Source organism: Jutongia hominis (assembly GCF_014384965.1).
Lineage (GTDB): Bacteria > Bacillota > Clostridia > Lachnospirales > Lachnospiraceae > Butyribacter > Butyribacter hominis.
In genome coordinates, this window is the sequence record NZ_JACRSW010000015.1 from 41062 (window position 1) to 64704 (window position 23643).

At 39.0% G+C, this 23643-nt stretch carries 20 protein-coding genes; 10 read left to right on the forward strand and 10 right to left on the reverse strand.

What is annotated here, in order from left to right:
• Positions 1 to 191: 191 nt before the first annotated feature.
• The 3 genes from H8700_RS04610 to H8700_RS04620 all read left to right on the forward strand — a co-directional run bounded on the left by H8700_RS04610 (position 192) and on the right by H8700_RS04620 (position 3480).
• The gene (locus H8700_RS04610) at positions 192 to 923 is read left to right on the forward strand and encodes a TrmH family RNA methyltransferase (RefSeq protein WP_022141053.1); all 732 of its coding nucleotides are present in this window, start codon (positions 192 to 194) and stop codon (positions 921 to 923) included.
• Positions 924 to 1281: 358 nt separating this feature from the next.
• Positions 1282 to 2451 carry a CobW family GTP-binding protein gene (locus H8700_RS04615; RefSeq protein WP_249303831.1) on the forward strand — a complete coding sequence of 390 codons (1170 nt, stop codon included), beginning with the start codon at positions 1282 to 1284 and terminating at the stop codon, positions 2449 to 2451.
• A gap of 54 nt (positions 2452 to 2505) precedes the next feature.
• On the forward strand, positions 2506 to 3480 hold the full coding sequence (locus tag H8700_RS04620; protein WP_249303832.1) for a TIGR03943 family putative permease subunit: 975 nt from the start codon (positions 2506 to 2508) through the stop codon (positions 3478 to 3480).
• A 304-nt stretch (positions 3481 to 3784) separates the two neighbouring features.
• On the opposite strand, the gene H8700_RS04625 is transcribed toward H8700_RS04620, so the two are convergent.
• The 4 genes from H8700_RS04625 to H8700_RS04640 form a co-directional block, all read right to left on the reverse strand.
• Positions 3785 to 4828 carry an AI-2E family transporter gene (locus tag H8700_RS04625; protein WP_249303834.1) on the reverse strand — a complete coding sequence of 348 codons (1044 nt, stop codon included), beginning with the start codon at positions 4826 to 4828 and terminating at the stop codon, positions 3785 to 3787.
• 336 nt (positions 4829 to 5164) lie between these two features.
• Positions 5165 to 5854, reverse strand: a complete 690-nt coding sequence (locus H8700_RS04630; protein WP_022141049.1) for a response regulator transcription factor — start codon at positions 5852 to 5854, stop codon at positions 5165 to 5167.
• Complete coding sequence (locus H8700_RS04635) at positions 5832 to 7421, reverse strand: sensor histidine kinase (protein WP_249303836.1); 1590 nt, start codon at positions 7419 to 7421, stop codon at positions 5832 to 5834. The genes H8700_RS04630 and H8700_RS04635 overlap by 23 nt, the downstream gene beginning before the upstream one ends.
• A gap of 14 nt (positions 7422 to 7435) precedes the next feature.
• Positions 7436 to 8866 (reverse strand): undecaprenyl-phosphate glucose phosphotransferase, encoded by a 1431-nt coding sequence (locus tag H8700_RS04640; protein WP_249303838.1) that lies wholly within the window; start codon positions 8864 to 8866, stop codon positions 7436 to 7438.
• A gap of 965 nt (positions 8867 to 9831) precedes the next feature.
• On the opposite strand from H8700_RS04640, the gene H8700_RS04645 reads away from it, so the two are divergent.
• Complete coding sequence (locus H8700_RS04645; protein ID WP_249303841.1) at positions 9832 to 11709, forward strand: S1C family serine protease; 1878 nt, start codon at positions 9832 to 9834, stop codon at positions 11707 to 11709.
• A gap of 380 nt (positions 11710 to 12089) precedes the next feature.
• Here the strand turns inward: H8700_RS04645 and H8700_RS04650 are convergent, their stop codons facing one another.
• From H8700_RS04650 to H8700_RS04660, 3 genes are all read right to left on the reverse strand, one after another.
• Positions 12090 to 12353, reverse strand: a complete 264-nt coding sequence (locus tag H8700_RS04650) for a TIGR03905 family TSCPD domain-containing protein (protein ID WP_022141045.1) — start codon at positions 12351 to 12353, stop codon at positions 12090 to 12092.
• Positions 12354 to 12522: 169 nt separating this feature from the next.
• Positions 12523 to 13281 carry an NAD-dependent protein deacylase gene (locus H8700_RS04655; RefSeq protein ID WP_249303843.1) on the reverse strand — a complete coding sequence of 253 codons (759 nt, stop codon included), beginning with the start codon at positions 13279 to 13281 and terminating at the stop codon, positions 12523 to 12525.
• Between the two features lie 78 nt (positions 13282 to 13359).
• On the reverse strand, positions 13360 to 13617 hold the full coding sequence (locus tag H8700_RS04660; RefSeq protein ID WP_022141043.1) for an AbrB/MazE/SpoVT family DNA-binding domain-containing protein: 258 nt from the start codon (positions 13615 to 13617) through the stop codon (positions 13360 to 13362).
• A 306-nt stretch (positions 13618 to 13923) separates the two neighbouring features.
• Between H8700_RS04660 and H8700_RS04665 the strand changes: the two genes are divergently transcribed.
• A complete protein-coding gene (locus tag H8700_RS04665; protein ID WP_249303845.1) occupies positions 13924 to 14382 on the forward strand; it encodes a hypothetical protein in 459 nt (152 codons plus the stop codon).
• Positions 14383 to 14482: 100 nt separating this feature from the next.
• Complete coding sequence (locus H8700_RS04670) at positions 14483 to 15187, forward strand: lytic transglycosylase domain-containing protein (protein WP_249303850.1); 705 nt, start codon at positions 14483 to 14485, stop codon at positions 15185 to 15187.
• A gap of 15 nt (positions 15188 to 15202) precedes the next feature.
• Here H8700_RS04670 and H8700_RS04675 read toward each other — a convergent pair whose 3' ends face one another.
• Both H8700_RS04675 and H8700_RS04680 read right to left on the reverse strand, forming a co-directional pair.
• Positions 15203 to 15823 carry a response regulator gene (locus tag H8700_RS04675; protein WP_249303909.1) on the reverse strand — a complete coding sequence of 207 codons (621 nt, stop codon included), beginning with the start codon at positions 15821 to 15823 and terminating at the stop codon, positions 15203 to 15205.
• Entirely contained in the window at positions 15801 to 16904 is a 1104-nt protein-coding gene (locus H8700_RS04680) for a sensor histidine kinase (protein ID WP_249303853.1), read from the reverse strand. The genes H8700_RS04675 and H8700_RS04680 overlap by 23 nt, the downstream gene beginning before the upstream one ends.
• 918 nt (positions 16905 to 17822) lie before the next feature.
• Between H8700_RS04680 and H8700_RS04685 the strand changes: the two genes are divergently transcribed.
• From H8700_RS04685 to H8700_RS04700, 4 genes are all read left to right on the forward strand, one after another.
• Positions 17823 to 18752 (forward strand): ABC transporter ATP-binding protein, encoded by a 930-nt coding sequence (locus H8700_RS04685; RefSeq protein WP_249303911.1) that lies wholly within the window; start codon positions 17823 to 17825, stop codon positions 18750 to 18752.
• A gap of 57 nt (positions 18753 to 18809) precedes the next feature.
• Entirely contained in the window at positions 18810 to 19937 is a 1128-nt protein-coding gene (locus H8700_RS04690) for an ABC transporter permease (RefSeq protein WP_249303854.1), read from the forward strand.
• Entirely contained in the window at positions 19924 to 21075 is a 1152-nt protein-coding gene (locus tag H8700_RS04695) for an ABC transporter permease (RefSeq protein WP_249303857.1), read from the forward strand. The genes H8700_RS04690 and H8700_RS04695 overlap by 14 nt, the downstream gene beginning before the upstream one ends.
• Before the next feature lie 269 nt (positions 21076 to 21344).
• Positions 21345 to 22688, forward strand: coding sequence for an AI-2E family transporter (locus H8700_RS04700; RefSeq protein ID WP_249303859.1), 1344 nt, complete (start codon positions 21345 to 21347; stop codon positions 22686 to 22688).
• A gap of 146 nt (positions 22689 to 22834) precedes the next feature.
• On the opposite strand, the gene trmB is transcribed toward H8700_RS04700, so the two are convergent.
• A complete protein-coding gene (trmB, locus tag H8700_RS04705) occupies positions 22835 to 23485 on the reverse strand; it encodes a tRNA (guanosine(46)-N7)-methyltransferase TrmB (protein ID WP_022140843.1) in 651 nt (216 codons plus the stop codon).
• Positions 23486 to 23643 lie beyond the last annotated feature (158 nt).

Sequence of the window (23643 nt, forward strand, 5' to 3'; positions counted from 1 at the left end):
AACAAGTGCAAAGTCATCGCCTTGCACGCTGGAAATGGTGAAAGCAGATCTTGTTATAATACAAATACGAGAGGAGACAGTTTCCGGTTTATTAAAAAGGCGTGTTAAGTATAGAAGAAACGATTGGGCAAAACTTTAGTTTTGCCCTTTTTTGAAAGAGTCATATAAGCATTAGAGAAAGGAAGAAAGCTATGGCAACCTATAAAAGATATCGAAAAGAAGATCAGGTATCCTATTCTTTAGGCATCACTTTGACTTTTGAATTGCTCAAATTCAAGAAAGAAAGTGTAACAAGGGTATTTATTCATTCAGGAATGAAAAAAGGGGATACACTTGATAAGCTGACCTTGCTTTGCAAAGAAGCTAACGTGGAAATGGTCTATACGGATAAGATCTTTCATGTATTGTCGCAGAAAGAAAACTGTTATGTGATCGGCGAATTCCATAAGTTTACATCAAAACTTTCAACACAGAGAAACCATATCGTGCTTGTCAATCCATCCAATGCAGGTAACATGGGAACGATCATGCGAAGTGCATTAGGTTTTGGAATGAACCAGATGGCGATTATCCGCCCGGCTGTTGATGCATTTGATCCGAAAGTCGTCAGAGCATCTATGGGAGCGATATTTTCAACCGATTTTGTATATTTTGATTCATTTGAAGAATACCAAAAGGTGTATGGTGAAAGAGAATTATATCCATTTATGCTGGATGCGAAGTGCAGCTTGCATGATGTCCGCCCGAAAGGACGTTTCTCATTGATCTTTGGTAATGAAGCAACAGGACTTCCTGCAGAATTTTCAAAGATCGGACAAAGCGTGATCATTCCACATTCAAATCGGATTGACAGCTTGAATCTTCCGATCGCGGCAAGCATTGCGATGTATGAGGCAACCAAAAAAACTATATTAGAAATTTGACAAGTTTGATATATCATGAATTCGCAATGCAAGAGAGCTAGTTTTAAACTCACAAATACGCTCCTGCGGAGCTTTCCATTCTGCTACGCAGAATAATTTGTTCGTTAATTCGCCCAGAAAAGCAAATGCCGGCTTTGCCGTCGCTTGCTTTTCTCATTGGCTCATTATATCATGAATTCGCAATGCAAGAGAGCTTGCTTTCTTGCACCGAATTCATGAACGACAAAATCGTGAAGCACAGAGTGCGGCAAGTGCGAAGCACTTGGATTTTGGAGTTAATTACTAGAAATTTGACAAGTTTGATATACTATATATATGCAGAAAATAATTAAAATGATCATAGAAAGGAAGAAAAACAATGGCAAAAATTGATATTATTTCAGGTTTTTTAGGAGCAGGAAAGACAACTTTGATCAAAAAGTTAATTGCAGAGGCTTTTCCGGGAGAGAAACTTGTGCTGATAGAGAATGAATTTGGTGAGATCGGTATTGATGGCGGATTTTTGAAAGAAGCAGGTATTCAGATCACAGAAATGAATTCCGGCTGTATTTGCTGTTCTTTAGTCGGTGATTTTGGCAAAGCATTAAAAGAAGTTTTGGAAAAATACACACCAGACAGAGTAATCATTGAGCCATCAGGTGTCGGTAAACTTTCTGATGTCGTAAAAGCAGTACAGGATATCGGTGATTCTGTAGTGATCAACAGTACCGCAACTGTTGTAGATGCATCAAAGTGCAAAATGTATATGAAGAATTATGGTGAGTTTTATAACAACCAGATCGAATATGCCGGAACGGTTATTTTAAGTCGTACACAGAATATCTCAGAAGAAAAGCTTGAAACCGTTTTGAAAATGATACGTGAAAAGAATGATGAAGCATCTGTGATCACAACTCCGTGGGATCAGATCAATGGTAAGAATATCTTAGAAGCCATGGAAAAGATCAATTCGTTAGAAAAAGAACTTGTAGATGAGCATGAACATCATCACCATCATCATGATGGTGATAAATGCTGCTGTGGACATGACCACGACCATGAGCACCATCACGATGAAGAATGCGGACATGATCATCATGACCATGAGCACCATCACGATGAAGAATGTGGATGCGGACATGACCATCACGACCATGAGCACCATCACGATGAAGAATGCGGATGCGGACATGATCATCATGACCATGAGCACCATCACGATGGAGAATGCGGATGCGGACATCATCATGAACATGGACATCATCATGCAGATGATGTATTTACGAGCATGGGAATTGAGACGGCTCACAAATTCACTGAAGACGAGCTGTCTGCGATCATTGATCAGTTAGCAAAAGACAAGAAGTTTGGCGAAGTACTACGTGCGAAAGGAATCGTGCCGGCAGCAGAGGGAGAGTGGTTCCATTTTGATCTTGTCCCGGAAGAGACAGAAGTACGTCGTGGTGCGGCAGACTTTACAGGACGAGTTTGTGTGATCGGTTCTAATCTGGAAGAAGATAAGATCAAGGAATTATTTAAAGTATCATAATAAATGACCAAAGACAGCTTTTTAGCTGTAACAGAAATGGAAATGAGGTTATCTATGTTTGGAAAGAAAAAAGAAGAAATGATGGTATATGTCATCATGGGATTTTTAGAGGCAGGAAAGACCAGCCTGATCCGTGACCTTTTGACGGATGATATGTTTGATGATAAAGCCAAGACATTGATCCTTGCGTGTGAAGAAGGCGAGGAAGAGTATGAAAGTGCGATGTTAGAGAAAACAAAAGCGGCCTGCGAGTATATCGAAGACGAGGAAAGCTTCAATGGCAAAGTAGTCGAGAAGTTTTTGAAAAAACATCGCCCGGACCGGATCATTATTGAATACAATGGAATGTGGCCGACAAAGCATATCCCGGAAATGTATGACGAGTTAGAAGAAATCTGCTTTGACAGAGAAGTTATCTTTCAGACGATTGATGTAGCAAATGATGAGACATTCCAGATGTATATGAAGAATATGCCATCTATGATGGTAGATCAGTTCAGAATGGCAGAAATGATCATTATCAATCGCTGTACACTTCAGACAAATAAAAATGCGATCCGTGGAAGCATAAAAGCGGTCAATCCAAGAGCACAGATCGTATATGAGTCAGAAGACGATGCATTCTATGAGATGAAAGATGAAATGCCATTTGATATCAATGCAGATATTATTGATATTTCGGAAGATGATTTTGGTATCTGGTATATTGATATGTTAGATCATCCTGAAACTTACACCGGCAAGACCATGCGTGTGTCCGGTATGATCCAGAAGCCACCGGGACTTCCAGGCGGCTTTGCGGTCTTTGGACGTATGGCAATGACATGTTGTGCGGATGATGTGCAATATATGGGATTTTTGTGTAAAGCCGATGACTGGGCACCATATAAGAACCAGGAATATGTAACCGTAGTTGCAAGACTCGAATTCAAATATATGAAAGAATATGGTGAAGAAGGACCGGTCTTTTATGCGGAATCGGTTGAGAAGGCGCAGAAACCAAAAGAAGAACTGGTATACTTTAATTAATAATGAATAATAGGAACACTGCTAAAAGCCTGTACAGATAACAGCCTTTTGGCAGTGTTTTTTGCTGAACTAAGAAAATGTCCGGTCAAGTCAACAAGAGATGAGAATTAAGAAAATGTCCGGGCAAGTCAGCAAGAGTTGAGAATTAAGAAAATGTCCGGGCAAGGCAGTAAGAGATGAGAATTAAGAAAATGTCCGGGCAAGGCAGTAAGAGATGAGAATTAAGAAAATGTCCGGGCAAGACAGCAAGAGTTGAGAACTTAGAAAATGTTCGCATAGGACAGCGAGAAATGAGAATATACGATCAGGGGGAAGCCAGCTGTAAAAGGGATCGGATCAGGACTAAGGATAACGGACCGAGTAAGATCCCGCCGATACCAAAAAGCTCAATTCCGATAAAGATTGCAGCTAACATGACAAAAGCATTCAGATGCATACCATCTCCAAGCAGTCTGGCTTCTAAAATCTCACGGATCAGTAAGGTGATAATGTAGGCAGTAAAAAGAATGGATGCATTCAGATATTCTTTTGAAAGGAATAGGAAAAAGCCCCATGGCAGCAGGAACATACCGCTTCCAAGAACAGGAAAAGCATCTAAAACAGCGATCGCAACGCCAAGCAGCAGAAAGTATGGGTTGTGTATCAGGAAAAAAGCAAGAGAGCAGACGATACCATTTAACAGAAGAATGATCCCTTCGGTTTTCAGGTAAGTAAGTCCGCTCTCTTTTACGTTTGTCAGTACAAAATGAACCGGAGTAAAATAGCGGCTTTTTCGAAACATATCATGTAAAGGTTTCATTTCCCGTACCAGAATGATCATCGAAACGCATACAATGATAAGAAAAGCAAATATATGAAACGATTGCGACAGCATATAATAGAGGCATTTCCATATGTTGTTATTCATAAATTTTGTTGTGTTTTTTCCGATTAAAGCCATTTGCTCGTATAAAAAAGTCTTTGCCGTGCCAAAATGTAAGTTGAAATGATGATCAATGCAGCGGCCAAAAGAAGCACAACGTGTTTCAAAAAAGGAAACTGCAGTCTGATGATAAACAGGTATATTGGTGAACAACAACCGGATCTGTGTATATAACTTGTAAATAACCGCACCAAAGAAAGCACTGATTCCACCAAAAAAGAGGATAAGTGTACCATAATGTGAAAAGAAACGCGGAAATTTGCATACATTGTGCAAATATTCCATGACAGGCCAGAGCATACGCATCAAAATATAAGCAAGCAAAAAAGGGAAGAGATAAGGCAGAAGAAATGTCATAAAAAGGTATACGGCAACTGAGATGCCAACCGTTATCATAAAATGACGAAAAAGAGATGTAGTATGCATAATGACCTCATTTCCTGTTGCGGATTAACAAAATGCTTCTTTTTTTAGTATGTAATCTTTTGGGGTTCATTATGTAATAGAGAAGCTGGAAATAGATAACAGAAAAATAAAAAAGAGACGATTCTTATCAACATATTTTGTTCTACAGTTCCAAAAAAGACAATATAAAAGGACCGCCGGGGAAGCGATCCTAATAAGGAGAAGGTATGAAAAAAATTTAAGCACTTATCAAATGTTTTCTTCATCTGATAAATTCATTATATAGAGCAAATGTGAACTCTCAATGATACACTTATGAAGAAAATGTAAACGATTTACGTTTATTTGTGAACGATATCACACCTTAAAGCGGTATCCAACACCCCAGATAGTTTCAATGTATTGAGGCTTCGATGTTGTTTTTTCAATTTTTTCACGGATCTTTTTGATATGAACCGTAACCGTTGCAATATCACCAACCGATTCCATTTCCCAGATCTCTTTGAAAAGTTCTTCTTTTGAGAATACATGGTTTGGATGTTCGGCAAGGAATGTCAGCAGATCAAACTCTTTTGTCGTAAAGATACGTTCCTCGTCATTCAGATAGACACGACGGGCAGTTTTATCAATCTTTAAACCACGGATCTCGATGATCTCGTTTTCCTCTTTGCCGGAAGCTGTCAGTCTCTTATAACGTGCCATATGTGCCTTGACACGGGCAACCAACTCACTTGGGCTGAATGGTTTCGTAATATAATCGTCTGCACCAAGTCCAAGACCATGGATCTTATCAATATCATCCTTCTTGGCAGACACCATAATAATTGGTGTGTTTTTCTTATCGCGGATCAGTTTGCAGATCTCAAAGCCATCCATATTTGGAAGCATCAGATCCAGCAGGATCAGGTCAAAGTCCTCATTTAATGCAAGTTTGGAACCTTCCAGTCCGTCATTACAGATCGTAACTTCAAAGTTACTTAATTCTAAATAATCTTTTTCTAATTCAGCGATCGCTGTTTCATCCTCAATGATCAATATCTTGTTCATAGGCACCTCCGTTATTTTTTGTATCTTTCCTTAATGTAAAATAAAAGCAACTTCCGATTCCTTCTGTACTGTCAACCCATACCTTTCCACCATGGTCGGAAATGATCATCTTAACGATGGCAAGTCCTAAACCACTGCCCCTTTTTGAAGAGTTGCGGGAAGTATCTGCACGAAAGAAACGGTCGAATATATGCGGTAAATCCTTTTTGGCTATGCCAAGTCCATTATCTTCAATCTGAATCTGTATATATTCAGGTCGTATGGTTGGGAATTTATCGGTTCCATCCTCATTTATCTGACGATAAAGAGGTTGTTTGCTGTTTTGCACAGGCACATCTTTAATATGGATCGTAATATGCCCATTTTCTTTTTTGCTGTATTTGACAGCATTGCTGATCAGGTTGTTGATCACACGTTTGAGCTGTTCGGGATCGGCAATGATCTGTGTATTCTTATCTGTATCGTTGATGTAATCCAGATGGAAATTCTGCGATTCAAGGTCAAGAGAAAACTCATCAATGCAATCTGTAAAGTAGTTTTCCAGATTGACGGAAATAAAATTATACGGCAGAGAGTTTTGCTCTACTTTGGAATAGACCGACAACTCATCGATCAGATAAGTCATATCATTGGCTTTTGCGTAGATTGTCTGCAAATATTTCTTTTGCTTATCCGGTGTATCTGCGACACCATCCAGTATTCCTTCGGTATATCCTTTGATCGCAGTAATCGGTGTTTTAAGATCATGCGATATACTACTCATGATCTCGCGGGTATTATCTTCAGACTGGATTCCTTTGTTGACGATCTCTTTTAAATGGATACGCATCTGTTCAAGGTCTTTACGAAGCTGACCAATCTCATCCTGCGATGTGACCGGAACCGGATCTTCAAGATTACCAAGCCCAATCTGGGCGGTTGCGAGCCGCAGCAGTTCAATCGGGCGTAAGATACTTTGCTGGATCCAGATGGTTGTAAACGTTGTTGTAATCAGCATGATCAGCAGAAAAGCAAGGCAGATCTGTTTGAAGAAATGGTGAAGCCAGTTCTTCGTAACAGAACAGTCGGTAAGGAGTAATGCCCGCCCTTGCGCACCATCCGTAAAAGTAAAACGACACTCACGGATAATCTGACTGGAAGTTGTATCGGCTGATAGCCTGCCGGTATTATTTGAAAAACTGACTGTATCTGTTCCGGCAAGTTCTTTGAATTGTTTTGTGTTGCCAATATAGTAAGGTGTTTCATTGTAAAGTACAACAAGACTTGTTTTGGCATTAATGAGATGCTGCTCTATATTTTTACAATCTTTTTTACCGATAGTAACGGTATCTGATGTATTTAAAATTTTCAAGACTGTATCATAGTCATATTCTGTCAACTTTTGATAAAATGCCAGCGGATCGCGGATCAGCTCATAGCTTTGAAGCTTATGATCCGATAGACAGAATTCTTTTTCGAATGCAGTTGTCTGTTGTTTTAAAATAACAGTAATGCAAAGAAACATGATCACAATCGGAAATGTGGTTACAATCAGAAAGACCACAAGCAGTTTGCTGCGAATTTTCATATATCTTCTCCGATCTAATAAGCATTTTTATTTACTTTTCTGCCAAAGAAAGTCAGGAAAAGTATTTTAAAATCCAAAAACAATGTCCAGTTCTCTACATAATAAAGGTCGCATTCAATTCGCTTTGTGATAGAAGTGTCTCCACGATAGCCATTGACCTGTGCCCAGCCTGTCATGCCGGGGCGAACCTGATGCTTGATCATGTAACGAGGAATCTCTTCCTTAAAACGGTCTACGAAGAAAGGACGTTCCGGTCTTGGCCCGACCAGACTCATATCTCCTTTTAATACATTAAAAAGCTGTGGAAGTTCATCCATATTGGATTTACGCAGGAATCTTCCGATTGGTGTAATGCGTGGATCGTTCTGAGTTGTCCAGGCTTTCTTCTCTTCATTTTCCTTTTGCACACGCATTGATCGGAACTTGTACATATTGAATTCATGGTTATGCAAACCGATACGTGTCTGTTTAAAGATCAAAGGGCCGGGATCCGTGATCTTTAAGATACAGGCAATAATGAGCATCGGAATTCCAAAGATTATTATTGCTACTAATGAACCAAAGATATCAACGCATCGTTTAATCGTAGAGTTAAAGGAGCTGCTTAAAGGAACATGCCGTACATGGATGACAGGCAGTCCGTCAAGATCCTCTGTATAAGGTTTGGTAGGGATCACATGATTATAATCAGGAATAAACTTTGTATGCACACCGGATTTCTCACAGATCGAAACAATATGCTCCAGTTTTGAATATTCATTGATACTTAATGTGATCGCAATTTCATCATATTCATTTGTTGCTAAAAGGTCTGCCAGACGATTCGTTGATCCGATTACTTCAATATTACGGTAAGTCGTGCCGGTACCGGCATGATCATCCAGAATACCATGGATTTTATATCCCCATTCAGGATGGGAACGCAGACGGTCGATATAACCCTGTGCAGTACGGCTGAAACCAACTAAAAGAATGTGTTTTAGATTTTTACCGGAGCGTCGCATTTGTTTTAAGATACGAAGAACGCAAAGCCGGAAGATATAATCTACGACTAAATTGGTTCCTGCAAAAATGATCAGAAATAATCGTGCGATATTTGGCTCTTTTAATAGGTAGAGAGCCGCAACACAATAAACAACGCCGAGGACATTTGCTTTGATCAATGCCCATAGTTCGGCACGTCTGCCGTTTGTACGCTTAGGATCGTACATCCCAAATAAACGATACATGACCAGATAACACGGGATGATCAATATGAGCATTCGCAGATAATCACCCCAGGGCCGCATATAGCCGATCGGTGGTGAAATGATATGATGCTTGATCAACGGGCTCCATGTATCATCAAATCGAAGATCGTAAGCAAGTAAAAAGGATGCTGCAATGATGACAGCATCAATCACCAGTTGTAAAATATTTAACAGTTTTTGATTTTCTTTGATCAATGTTTCACCTTCTCTTTTCACGTAGAATGATATTTGTTCTGCCGGATACCGGAAAAATCCCCCTCGAACTTAATATCATATTTTATAAAAAATGTGATAGCTTTCTTTCTGATTTCTATTCAATATAAAATTTATTTGAATATATTATATCGGTTTACGGAATAATTCGCAATATATTCTTTGATCTTTTAGGCTCTTTTAGGCATTTGCAAAACAAAATGCATCCCCCTGAAACCATCCTCCCAAACAAAATGGAATGCGTCATATTCGTGTTTTTGAATTGTGTTTCTATTTCTTTTAATTTTAGGACAGACGCGACAGCTGATTAGAATTTTTGATTTTTTATTCTTTTTTGCTGATTGGGCGCGGGTCATAACTATAGGGGCGACTCAGCCTGAGTAGCATTGTTGTTTGGGACACGCTCCCGCTTCGCAAAGCCACGTAGCGCACACATAGACTGCTAAAAAACAGCAGCCAAGTGGCGACGGTCTTTGAGATTCCCAAACAGCAATGTACATCAGGACTGGCCCTGCCCCCTATATCAGATGAGAGCGCCCATAATCAGGGCAAAAAAGAAAAAAATCTTAAAAATTCCTATCAGCTGAAACAGTGCGCTTAAAATTAAAAGAAATAGAAACACAATCTGATCCGTTAAGATGTGACGCATTTCCGGTTTTGTTTGGGAGGATGTTTGGCACAGTACAGGAATTTGTTTTGCGAATGCCGGCATGTTTTTATAAATGAGGAAATTTCACAACTTATACACATTTCATTGTTACACTATCTAAGAAAGAAAATTCATTACTGTATATTGCCCTGAATAGTTGACTTTGCAACGGATAAGAGGTAATGTAACTGTAGTTTTAAGTCGCTTGTGCTTTATATGCAAAATATATTTTTTGCATGAACGGTTGCAAAAAGAATATAGGGCAGAGCAAAAACAGTAGAAATGGAGGTCTTACGCAATGGATGAAAATAAAGAGGAAAAGAGTACGCAGTATACCGGCGAATATGGCAATTCGGTAGAAGGAAATTATCAGGAAGAAGGATCATCGGTGTATAGTTATTCTTATAATAATAAAAACAGCGAAACAACACATTCCGGTGATTATTACGAATCTAAGAACACAGCAGACAGCCAGAGCACGCAAAGTGCTGCAGGAAATGAGCAGGCAGGTTATCAGAAAAGTGGTTATAATCAGAGCAATAACGGACAGACAGGCTATCAGCAGGGTGGTTATAACCAGAGCAATAACGGACAGACAGGCTATCAGCAGGGCGGTTATAACCAGAGCGGTAACGGACAGACAGGTTATCAGCAGGGTGGTTATAACCAGAGTGGCAACGGGCAGACAGGCTATCAGCAGAATGGGTATGATTCAAATGGAAACGGATCAGGTTACCGGCAGGGGAATTATTACCGGTCGGGCAATTTCCAGAACAACGAAAATCCGAAAAAACCAAAGAAAAATAGAAAGCCAAGAGAGAAAAAGCCGCTTACTTTTGGAAAAAAAGTCGGTCTTGTTGCGGCAGCAGCTGTTTTGTTTGGTTTAGTAGCCGGTATTTGTTTTAATGCAGTGAATTATGTATCAAACCGGGTTTTAGGTGATAACGGTTCGACTTCCGGTACTTCAATTGCTACTACTTCTACAGGAAATGTAGCAACAAACAGTGCAATTGGTACAAATGATGTATCAGCGATCACGGAACAGACGATGCCGGCAGTTGTAGCGATCACAAGTACAACAGAGGGAACAGCCTATTATGATCTGTTTGGCCAGTATAACAAAGGACAGGATTCAACCAGTGCAGGTTCCGGTTTTATTGTAGGTCAGAATAAAAAAGAGCTTTTGATCGCAACAAATAATCATGTAATTGATGGTGCCAAGACGATTTCTGTACAGTTTATTGATGGTGAAGTATATGAAGCAACAGAAAAAGGTGCGGATTCATCAAATGATCTTGCCGTTGTTGCTGTAAAGACTTCTAAAATGAAGAAATCAACGATGGACAAGATCAAGATTGCAGACCTCGGTTCCTCTGATGATATCAAGGTTGGTGAAATGGTTATTGCAATCGGTAATGCTCTCGGATATGGCCAGTCAGTTACCGTTGGATATATCAGTGCGAAAGACAGAGAGATTACGGAATCTTCTGAAACGAGTTCAAAAGAAAACAAGATCAAAGCAATTCAGACAGATGCAGCAATCAATCCGGGTAACAGCGGAGGAGCTTTGATCAATATGAAAGGACAGGTTGTCGGTATTAATTCTGCCAAGATCGCATCTTCTTCTGTAGAAGGTGTCGGTTATGCAATTCCGATCTCCGTTGCGACACCGATCATTGATGAATTAATGAATCGTGAGACTTTGAACGATTCACAGAAAGGATATCTCGGAATTACAGGAAGTACCGTATCAGAAGCTGCTACAGCTTATAATGTACCATATGGTGTTTATGTTAAGGAAGTTGCCAAGGGAGGAGCAGCAGACAAGGGTGGAATCAAAGCCAACGATGTCATTACAGCTGTAAATAAGATGGAAGTCACAACGATGGAAAGTCTTCAGGAAAAGGTCAACAGCTATAAGAAGGGTACAGAGATCACGATCACCTTACAGCGAAGTAACAACGGAAAATATACGGAAAAGAAAGTAAAAGTTACTTTGCAGGGAAAAGAATCTTTAGACAGCTTGTCAACAGATGACAGTTCAAGTGCTGATAATTCACAGGATAGTCAGAATAATAACGGTCAGAATGGATACAACCGGAATAATGGTCAGGACAATGACCAGAATGATGGTAACTCAGATAGCGGAAGTCTATGGGATCAGTTCTTTAACTAATCAAATCAAAAGATCAGAATGTCGAAAAGATTGAGAGATCTTTGACAGAATCGAGAGTTTTTTGTCAGAAAACGAACTTTTTGCTGACTTGAATCGTAAGATAACAAATAGAGCATCGGAAAAATCTTCCGATGCTCTTATTTGTAGATACTTTATGTTGTAGTTATAAATTTATCTTTTGCAATTTTGTTGATGTACTCCGGTTCCTGTAAATTTATTTTTTACAATTCTGTTGATGTACTCCGGTTCCTGTAAATTTATTTTTTACAATTCTGTTGATGTACACTGTTTCTTGCAAATTTATCTTTTAGAATATTACTGTTGCAATCTGGCACTTGCAATATTTTTGTAAATATGTTTCAAGATAGTACTTTGGATATTTATGCGTTGTTTTTTTCTGCTTCATATGCTTCGCGGACAGCATGTGAAAGCTGGTCTACACAGGAAGTACCACGCATACCGCATTGAATGCCTTTTAAGCGGTCTTCAATCTGTGTGACGGTCAGGCCGTCAACCAATGAGGCAACGCCTTGTGTATTACCATTACATCCACCTGTAAATGCTACATTTGTAATGACATCGCCATTGATATCAAAATCAATCTGGCTGGAACAGGTTCCTCTTGTTTTATAAGAATATCTCATAATAAATCCTCCCATTTTTGTATAAATTCTTCTTTAACGTTTTTTTATTGTTTCATATTATATTACTAAAGTTCTGTATAAGTGATCCGGCTAAACTTTATTTTGCTTTGTACATGATCTGTTTTATGCTGTGCGATGTGTGTTGTGTCACATATCGCCTGTTTGGAAATTATGCAGAGGGGTGTCTTTTTAAAAGTTCATCGACAGCCGTTTTCATCACCTCGCCGATACTATCGTGAATGACAAGGTCTGCTTTTGAGTCAGCTGAAGTTGTACTTTTATTGATCAGGACAAGATGTTTTCCGTGAAAATAATCGATCAGACCGGCTGCCGGGTAGACAACTAAAGAAGTGCCGCCGATGATCAGTGTGTCAGCATGGCTGATCGCCTGAATGGTATTTTCAATTGTTTGTTCGTCAAGACTTTCCTCGTAAAGAACGACATCCGGTTTAACACGTCCGCCACAGACAGGGCAGACCGGGATATCCTTGGAAGCAAGTACGAATTTCTCATCATAAAATGCATGACAATCCATACAATAGTTTCGAAGAACAGAACCATGTAATTCATAAACTGTTTTGGAACCGGCTGCCTGATGCAGACCGTCAATATTTTGTGTAGCGATCGCTTTCAATTTTCCGAGCTTTTCAAGCTGTGCTAAAGCGATATGGCAGCCGTTCGGTTTGGCATCCGGATAGATCAGATTCTTTTTATAAAATGAAAAAAAATCGTCTGGGTAACGCATGAAAAAGGTATGAGATACCAACTGCTCCGGTGTAAAATTTTGTCCGAGTTTCCGGCTGTATAAACCATTAGAACTTCTAAAATCCGGGATGCCGCTTTCACAGCTGCAGCCTGCGCCGCCAAAGAATACAATGTTGTCGCTTTGATCCAATATATCCGTTAATTGTAACCATTCTGCTTTCAAAATAACCCCTCCCTGTAAAAATAAGGCTGAATCCCGATCATGATCTGATCAGAATTCAACCTTATGTAATCTAAAAAATTATTTTGTAATACCAGCAATCTTTGCAAGTTCTTCAATAGACTTCTTAGATACTTTAAGACCATGATATTCGATCAGGTCATCGGTTTCGCCGGTGAAAATGTCTTCCGGCTGGTATTTCTTTAATACGATACGATCATCATCCACAATGATCTCTAATGGTGCTCGATCTAAAATTCCCATAGAACGACGTAACTCTATTGGTAAAGTGATTCTGCCTAACTCATCTAGCTTTCTTACAATTCCGGTACTTACCATAATTAAATCTCCTCTCAGGTCAAAAATAATAATGTCTTGAAAAATAGTACGAAATACATCTGTAAGCGTAGAAACAGTACAATTTTTCAAGTGTTACTTTATCATATTGCTTTTCGTTTCGCAATGAGCGTATGGGTAAAATTTGTAAATTTATCATTTTTTAAGAAAGTATTATTTTATTTCAACGTGTTTTTTTAGAAAAAGAATAGAAAAGAAGAGGGAAAAATGGAGAAAATAGGATATTGACGTATATTTTTTAAAACTATATAATAAAAAGATAGGAATGTTGCGTCGTATTTTTGCAGGATGACAAGACAGACAGTATCTGTACGTCGACATATGAATGAATATATAAAAAGAAAAGAGAATGTTATGGTCAAACAGGGACAGAATGCTAAGACGATTTCCTGTATCAAAGCAGATACAAAAGAACCGGTTGCCGGCAGAAACGGACATTATAAAAGAGTGCCGGTGGATACTATACTTTTGCGGGAAATGGATTATAAAAAGGAACAAAAAGCAGCCATCCATTTTGCAAAATATCTGAATGTACAGAAAGCAGTAAGCACAGAGACCAAATACCGGAAAGTAAAAAAGATATCCGGTCAGGAGACTGCATATCAGCCGATAAAGAAAATATCCGGTCAGGAGACTGCATATCAGCCGATAAAGAAAATATCCGGTCAGGAAATTGCTGATCAAAAGATAATAGACATACAGAAGAATAGAGAGATGACACTTGGCAGTCTCTTTTCGAACAAATAAAAGAATTGCAAAAGTTTATATGCAATGAAAATTCAGGAAGAATCTGTCAAAGAAGATAACGGAAAATAAGCTCACAGAAGGAAACAAAGGAGGGAATGTCATGGTAGAAAGTATTTCTTATTTAAATATCAAGCCGTATGAGACATATACAGATGGAAAAGCACGCCAGACAACTCTTACCAGTTTTGAAAATGTACTCCATAAAGAGGAAAAAGGAACCGTCGCTTCAAAAGAGCAGACGGATACAGAGAAGACAGACACAGACAAAACAGCGAAAATCGATGACAGCGCAAAGCAGGTTGTTTTTGTGAATCCTGCGAATGGTCAGAAAGTGATTTATGAAGATGTTGCAAAGGAAGCAAAAAAAACAGCAGCTTCATCTAATACTACGACAGCAGATTCGATGAAAACGACAAAATACGATTCGATCTTTAAAAAAGCGGCAAAGAAATATAATGTATCGGAAAGCCTGTTAAAAGGCATTGCAAAAGCAGAGTCAAACTTTAATGCAAAAGATGTATCAAGCTCGGGTGCAATGGGCGTAATGCAATTAATGCCGGAGACAGCAAAAGGTCTTGGTGTATCGAATCCTTATGATCCGGAAGAAAATATTATGGGTGGGGCAAAATGCATCGCACAAAAGATCAAGGAATTTAATGGAGATATCCGCTTAGCATTGGCTGCGTACAATGCAGGAAGCGGTGCCGTAAAGCGAAACGGTGGTATCCCTTCTTATTGTAAATCATACGTTTCTAAAGTATTAAGTTATAAGAAGGCATTTGAGACTGCAAAATCTGCATCATAAAAAGTTCGTACATAATTATATATGCTGGTAATAAAAGACAGCAAGCTGTGTGCGGTCACGCAGTTCTAATTTTTCTAATATATGACTCAGATAGTTGCGGACAGTTCCTTCACTTAGAAAGAGCTGAGCCGCAATTTCTTTATTGCTGAGTCCGTCAGCAATCAATTCAATGATCTGTAATTCCTTTTTGGAAATAGCATATGCAGAATAATCAAAAGAAGATTTTTGTTGTAAAAAGTCAGGCAGCTTGGAGATTACTTCTGTTCCAAAGACACTCTGACCGCTTTTGACGGCTTTTAAAGCAGGATAAATGCTGTTATAATCCTGCTTTAATAAGTAACCTTTCGCACCGATCTGTAATGCTTTGATAATATATTCATCATCATTAAAAGTAGTCAGAAGAAGTATTTTGGCATCTTTGTCCTGTTTTAAGATTTCTTCGGTGGCTTGTAATCCATCAACTTCTTTCATCTGAATATCGGTTAATAAAATATCGGGATGGTATTTGAGGTAAAGAGCAATAGCATCTTTGCCATCCTGTCCGATTGCTGCAACTTCAATATCGTCATTGCTTTCTAAAATTGTTTTTAATGCTGTCGTTACAAGAATATCATCATCTACGATCACGATCTGTATCATTTTTTTCCTCCTTTTTCGGTATTGAAATGAAAATGCGAAAACCATTCCTGGCAGTAATCTGTATCATACCATTGGCATTTTGTACCCGTTCCTGCATATTGATCATACCGATTCCGGAAGTGTGGTCAGACCATTTTTGTACATTTTCACTGCTTCCGTTATCCTGTGTGATCAACTGATAGAAAGCCGGATGTTCCCGCAATGAGATATCAATACGGGTTGCATTGCTGTGTTTGGCGGTGTTTGTAAGAGCTTCCTTTACGATCGACAGAAATGTATAGCGGATATTGGCAGGCAGCTCCGATTCGATATCATATTTCAAATTTACTTTACAAAAAGTATAATTCTGAATCAGACTATGTAAGCTTTTTTGCAAATCAATCGAGTTGTCATGCAGGTTATGTACACTCGATCGGATATTATCCATTGTCTGCGTTAATGTATCTTCTAAAAGAGTCAGGGAATCCGTTATCTTCTGATCCTGATTTATCGTTTTGACCGCACCAAGCAGCAGAATCGCTCTGGTCAGCATATGCCCGACGTTATCATGGATCTCGCGGGCAATGCGGTTTCGCTCCTGCAAGGTGGCATTATGGATCTCATAATTCTGATTTTTAAGCAAAGTCTGGTTTCGCTCTCTTAAAAGAATATCGTGCTCAGTTGTATCGTCGCGAAGAGAAAAGTATTGCTGTTGTAATCCTTCGAGTTTTCTTATCAATATAGCGATCCAGAAAGCGGTTCCGTTTTGTAAAAGGGAAAGAAACAGCAGGAGAGAATCGGCATGGAACTGATACAGAATACCGATTGCAAGGAGTGGCAGAGGGACAAAGCACTTTTTATATGTAATGGAAAATGTCAGCATAGGAAAAAAGATGACGAATTCTTTTTGAAATAATGCCAAAACAGCATAAAGAGCAAACAGCAGCAGGAAAACATTTGTCTGATTAAAAAAATAAGATAACGACAATACAAAAAGGGAACAAAGCATAGCGATTATGGCAATGTTGTTGCTGCATATCTGAAAAAACATTGTACAGCAAAAGCAAAAAAGCAGAAAATGACTAATAAAAATGCGCAATGCAACCCCTCCTCATATCTTAAGTTCCACAAACATTTGCAAAACATACCACCGTACTGTGATGACCATCCTCACAACAAAGAAATGAGATGCGTCATATTAGTAGATTTCATTTGTGTTTCTATTTCTTTTTTATTTTTTGGATAGACACGACGGCTGATTAGAATTTCTGATTTTTTAAGCTTTTTTGCTTATTGGGCGCGGTTCATAACTATAGGGGCGACTCAGCCTGAGTAGCATTGCTGTTTGGGACACGCTCCCGCTTCGCAAAGCCACGTAGCACACACATAGCACTGCAAAAAGCAAATGCTCTTTTTGCAGCGCAAGTGGCGACGGGCTTTGAGATTCCCAAACAGCAATGTACATCAGACAGGTCCTGCCCCTATATCAGATGAGAGCGCCCATAATCAAAAGCAAAAAAGCAAAAAATCCCAGAAATTCTTATCAGGCGAAACAGTGCTTCAAAAAATAAAAAGAAATAGAAACACAATTCGGACTCTAAGGATATGACGCATTGTAATATTTGCAAGTGTGAGGATGGTCTCAATGCAATATAGTGTGTTTTGCAAATGTCTTTGGAATTTCAGCTTATCATGTGGGGGACGTGTCTGTCAATTATTTGAAATGCCGGCTGTAGATAGGAGATATGCATAGAAATGATTGTAGGGAATGTCAGGATACAGGAATTGTATAGAGGGAAGGGGTGCCAGGCGGTGACTTTATGACATTTGTCACATGGAAGTTGTGACACTTAGAACTATTTTTATATGATACAAGACGATATAATAAAGGTGTCATAAAGAAAAACGCATGCTGGTAAGTGAAATACAAGCCGGAAGTGCAAAAAGAACAAAGTATACCGGCAAGTGGAATAAAAGACCAAAGTATCACAACATCATGGAAGGAATGAGTGCAAATATGATAAAAATTGAGAATTTAGTAAAGCGATATGGCAATCTGGTTGCCTTAGATCATCTGGATCTTGAGATTGCAAAGGGAGAAATCTTTGGACTGCTAGGTCCGAACGGATGTGGGAAAACAACAGCGATCGGCTGCATTCTTGCACTTTTAAGATATGACAAAGGTGAAATTACGATCTGTAGTGAAAAGATGACACCCGAAAGTTATGATCTGAAAAGAAAGATTGGCATTGTGCCACAGGAAGTTGCCGTTTTTGATCAGCTTACGGTACAGGAAAATATTGATTATTTCTGTGGTTTGTATTTGCCAGACAGAAAAAAGAGGAAAGAATATGTTGAAGATGCGATCACATTTGTTGGATTAAATGATTACAAAAAAATGTATCCGAAGCAATTATCGGGCGGACTGCTGCGAAGATTAAATATTGCCTGTGGTATTGCACACAAGCCGGAGATCATTTTTATGGATGAGCCGACAGTGGCAGTCGATCCGCAGAGCCGTAATCATATATTAGAAGGAATCCGCAAATTGAATCAGACAGGAGCAACGATCATTTACACTTCACATTATATGGAAGAAGTAGAGCAGATCTGCACACAGATTGCCATTTTAGATCATGGACAATGCATCGCAAAAGGAACCAAAGAAGAGTTAAAACAAATGATCCGAACAGGCGAAAAGATTACTGTAGAAGAAGCTGCCCTAAGCGATCAGCAGCTTGAGCATATCAGACAGATGGAGCAGGTTTATGCAGTGGATTATCAGGAACAGGTTCTTTTAGTACGATTTGATGGAACGGATCATAATATTGTAAAACTTTTGCAATATCTACAAGAGCAAACGATTTGCTTTGGCAGAGTGTACTCAGAACTGCCTACATTAAATGATGTATTCTTAGAAATTACAGGGAAGAGCTTACGTGATTAAAGGACATACATAGAAAAGCAGATAATAGAAATTATCAGGAAAAAGGAGAACGATAGAATGATTAAATATAGTCTTTTACGTATATTGCGTGACCGGGTGACTATTTTTTGGGCATTGTGCTTTCCATTTATTCTCGCAACTCTTTTTGAAGTATCTTTTGGTCATATGAACGACAGTTTAGACCAGATACAGACAGCGGTTGTAGTCAAAAGAGATGGGCAGACGGCACAGACGTTTCAAAAATTTTTAAAAGAGGTACAAAAAGAAGATAATGATCTGCTCGCTGTTTCTACAATGGATCAAAAAGAAGCCGATCGGAAATTAAAGTCAGAAAAGATTGCCGGATATTATCTGTTAGGAGAAGATGTCAGCCTGACGGTAGCAGGAAATGGCGTGCCGGAAAGTGTTTTACAATCTTTGATGGAAAGCTATGACAGCCAGGCAGCGTATTTGAAAACAATCCTTAAAGAAAAACCGCAACAGCTTGCTGCCGTCACGCAGAAGATTGGAAAAAATGTACTAAAAAGTGCAACGGTAAAAGAAGTGACGCTGAGTGGTAAGAAAGTGGATGGAATGATTCAGTATTTCTTTTCTGCGGTGGCAATGGCATGTATGTTTGGATGCTTTTTAGGCATGGAGGCAGCCATTCGTTTGCAAGCCAATGTAAAAGCAGTTGCGGCAAGACGCTGTGTGAGCAGTACGTCCAAAATGAAAATGGCATTGGCTGATATTGCAATGGTGATCTTAGTTGATTATGTTTTTGTCGTATTGTTTCTTGTCTATCTGGTCTTTGGTTTAAAGAAAGATTTTGGAAACAATCCTGCACCGATCCTTTTGATCACATTTGCCGGCTGTCTGATCGGAGCTTCCATGGGACTTTTGGTTGGCAGTATCGGAAAATGGGGTGAAGATGTCAAAGTAGCGATCATTCTTTCGGTCAGCCTTGGCACTACATTCTTATCCGGTCTTATGGTAAGCGGAATCAAAGGACTGATCGAAAAATATTGTCCGATCCTTAACCGGATCAACCCGTCAGCCCTGATCACCGATGCGTTGTACAGCGTTGCGGTATATCCTGATGTGGCACGTTACCGTCAGGATGTTGCAATCATGCTTCTAATGGGAGCTTTATGTATTGCTATAGTATTCTTTTTGACAAGGAGGGTTCGCTATGACAGTATTTAAAGGTTATATGCTGCTTGCTAAGAGAAATATCAAAGGGATCATAGTTTATTTTACTATATTTACCGGGATCGCTGTTGCAATGGGAATGTCAAGGAACGGAAAGTTTAGCTCATTTACGGCAACGAAGCTGAATATTGCAGTTGTAGATTGCGATCGGAGCGAATGTTCTGAGGAAGTAGTACGTTTCTTAAAAAAGAACCATCATGTAACAGAAGCGTCCTATGATCCGTCTGCCTTGCAAGAAAGGCTTTATTATGAGGATGTCAAACTTGTTGTGTGTATACAAAAAGGATTTGAGAAAGATACACTGTCAGGAAAAGGTGGCGGGATCGAATATACACAAAATCCCGGAGAATATAATGGAATGTATGTGGAAGCACAATTAAATCGTCTGGTGCAGAACATGAAGCAATATTATGATGCCGGATACAGCGTTTCAGAAAGTTATGACAAAGTCGCAAAACAGCCGCAAAGCAAAGTTCATATGGAAAATATCAATGGAAATGGAGGGCAGGAAGCTGGTTATGTCGGGTTCTTCCGCTTTTATCCATATCTGATGTTAGCCGTCTTATGTACGATTTTGGGGACATTGCTGGTAGAATTTCGCAACAAAAATGTGAAAATGCGCCTGAATGCATCGAGTGTCAGCTTATTTTCACAAAATATAACATCTATTTTTGTGTTTTTAATGATCGGTTGTATACTTTATGCTGTTACAATGCTTTTGGCATTTGCAATACATGGCAGGAAACTTGTGACAGCACCAAATCTCTGGTATTATTTTTTGAACAGTTTTCTTGTTATGCTGATATCATTAGCTATTTCTTTTCTTGTCGGGTTGTTTGTCAAAAACCGACAGCAGGTATCGATCATTGTGACACCGATTTCTCTGGCGTTTTGTTTCTTATGCGGTGTCTTTGTACCGATACAATATATGCCGGATGGGATCGTGCATATTGCAAGATTTCTACCAATCTACTGGTTTGAAACTGTCAATGATCTGCTTGCAAAACATGCAGATATTAGTGGTCATATTCAGAGTCAGATCCTTCGTGGTATGGGTATGGAGCTGTTGTTTTTCATTGTTTTGATCAGTTGCAGCATGGCAGTTGCAAAATACCAGCAGCAGGAAGGATAGTGATAGAAAATCCTAAGGGGAACATTCATAAACTGTTTAGCCGGTATATACAGGAAGAACAGTTTATGAAATGCTGAAGAATAGAAAAATCCGGAAAGATGTCCGGCTGACAGATTGCGATAAGTAAAATACATTTTGAAAAAGTCTATTTTGAATAGACTTTTTTGTTTGTAATCGCTATAATAGGTGCAAGTATTAAAAGGATGTTTGTATTCTGATGGAAAATAACATAGCAGATATATTTGCTTTATCGGATGGAGGGAAAATTGTTGGAAGATAAAAAGAAATATCAGGATCATGCAGGATCGGAGACTGTAAAAGATTCCCAAAAAGACCGGGAAAAAGATTTGCAGGATCAGAATAAAAAACAGAACGCAAAAGGCACACAAGAGAAGAGTGCTGCTTCTAAGTCGGGAAGTGAAGCAAAGGCAGGCAAAAAGATCCGCTGGATCACGATCAATGAAAAATATATGTCAGTCTGTCGTTATGTACTTTTTGTGCTTTTTATTGCAATAGTAGTATATATGCTGGTATCGCATTGGAGTGCGACAACGGCATTTATTTCTAATCTGTTAAAAGTGTTGTCTCCGTTTATATTGGGTTTGCTGATCGCATACTTTTTATTGCCGATCGTGGTCAGGACAGATGGTTTGTTACAAAAGATCACGAAAGGCAGAAAACCAAAACTTACCAAAGTACTTGCGATGCTGATTTCTTATATTTTGGTGCTTGGTTTTATTGCGGTTACATTCGTTTTTGTTATTCCTCAAATGGGACAAAGTATTCAGGAATTAACCAATAAGGTTCCGGGAATGTATCAGACCGTCACGGCAGAACTGGTGCATTTGCAGGAACGCTATCCGGATCTGGACACAGAGTTGATCGAGGAGCAGTTACAAAATATTGTTCCGAATCTGATCAAGCTGGGAACAAACTTAGTCAGCAATGCAATTCCTATGCTGTATTCGGTATCGGTATCGATTGTCAAATGGCTGATCAATCTATTGCTTGGTATTGTGATTTCAATTTATATGATCTATAGCAAGGATATGTTCCGTTATGAGGCAAAAAGAGTTGTTTATGCGATCTTTCCGGAAGAAAAGGGAGATGTTCTTTGTAAGACCTGCCGTGAATGCAATGGAATCTTTAGTGCGTTTTTGATCAGTAAGGCGATCGATTCGCTGATCATTGGCTGTATCTGCTGTGTTGCAATGAATCTGTTACATCTGCCATATGCGGTATTGTTAAGCGTTATCGTAGGCATTACAAATATGATTCCTTATTTTGGACCGTTTATCGGAGCGGTTCCCGGTGTATTGATCTATCTTTGTACAAACTGGGAGTATGCGATCATCTTTGCAGTCATGATTTTTATTTTACAACAGTTTGATGGTATTATTCTCGGACCGAGACTGCTTGGTCAGTCAACCGGTCTGAGTCCGATATGGGTTATTTTTGCGATTACGGTAGGCGGTGCTTATTTTGGTGTGATCGGTATGTTTATCGGAGTTCCGGTTGTGGCTGTTATTGCATATCTTTGTAATACATTCTTAAATAGCAGGCTGAAAGGAAAGCATGTGAAAGCCTTAAAAGAATTTGATGAAGAACCATAATCAATAGAAAGTTAATCGAAAAGATAGAAAGTCTGAAAAAGGTTAGATATATAACAGGCAGTACAAAAAGCCGGACATATAACAGGCAGTATAAAAAAGTAGAATTAAAAAACGGAAATAACAGACCGGTTACTTCCGTTTTTTGTCTATCGATGTGCTACAAAGCGGCAGATCGGCTTTCCTTCTGCGTAGAATTTCTGTTCGTACTCCGTCATGACATTATTTGGGGCGGGACCGTCTTTGTGCAGATCAAAAGAAACTTCATCCTTGATCCAGTTCATGGCGTTCAGTTCTTCTAAAGAAAAATCAAACAAAGGTCGGTTATCGGTTTTGAACTGTACATATCCGTCTTTTGTTAAGATCTTGTCATAACGTTCCAAAAAGCAGCGTGAAGTCAATCTTCTTTTTGAATGACGATCCTTTGGCCATGGATCCGAAAAGTTCAGATAGATCTTTGAAATCTCGTCCGGTGCAAAGTAGGAAGTGATGTCTTCTGCATCCATTCGCATAAAACGGAGATTTTCTAATTCAAGATCAGCTCTTTTATCTAAGGCACGAACCAGAACACTCGAATATTTCTCGATTCCGATATAATTTATATCAGGATTTTCTTTTGCCATCTGTGTGATAAACTGTCCCTTTCCCATACCAATCTCAATATGGATCGGATGATCATTGTTGAAAAAATTCTGATTCCATAATCCCTTGAAATCTTCTCCGTTTTCACCATCAGTCTGTATTGTAAAAGCGTCATTTAGGATGCGTTCCTGCGATCCCGGTACATTTCTAAGTCTCATGAAAAACCTCATTTCTATTCAGCCATTTGTAAAATACACTCTTGTACTGTGATGACCATCCGCATGGCAAAAATGAAATGTATCATATTCATGTTCTTGATTTGTGTTTTAAGTTTCTTTTAATTTTTTGAATAGACACGACAGCTGATTAGAATTTT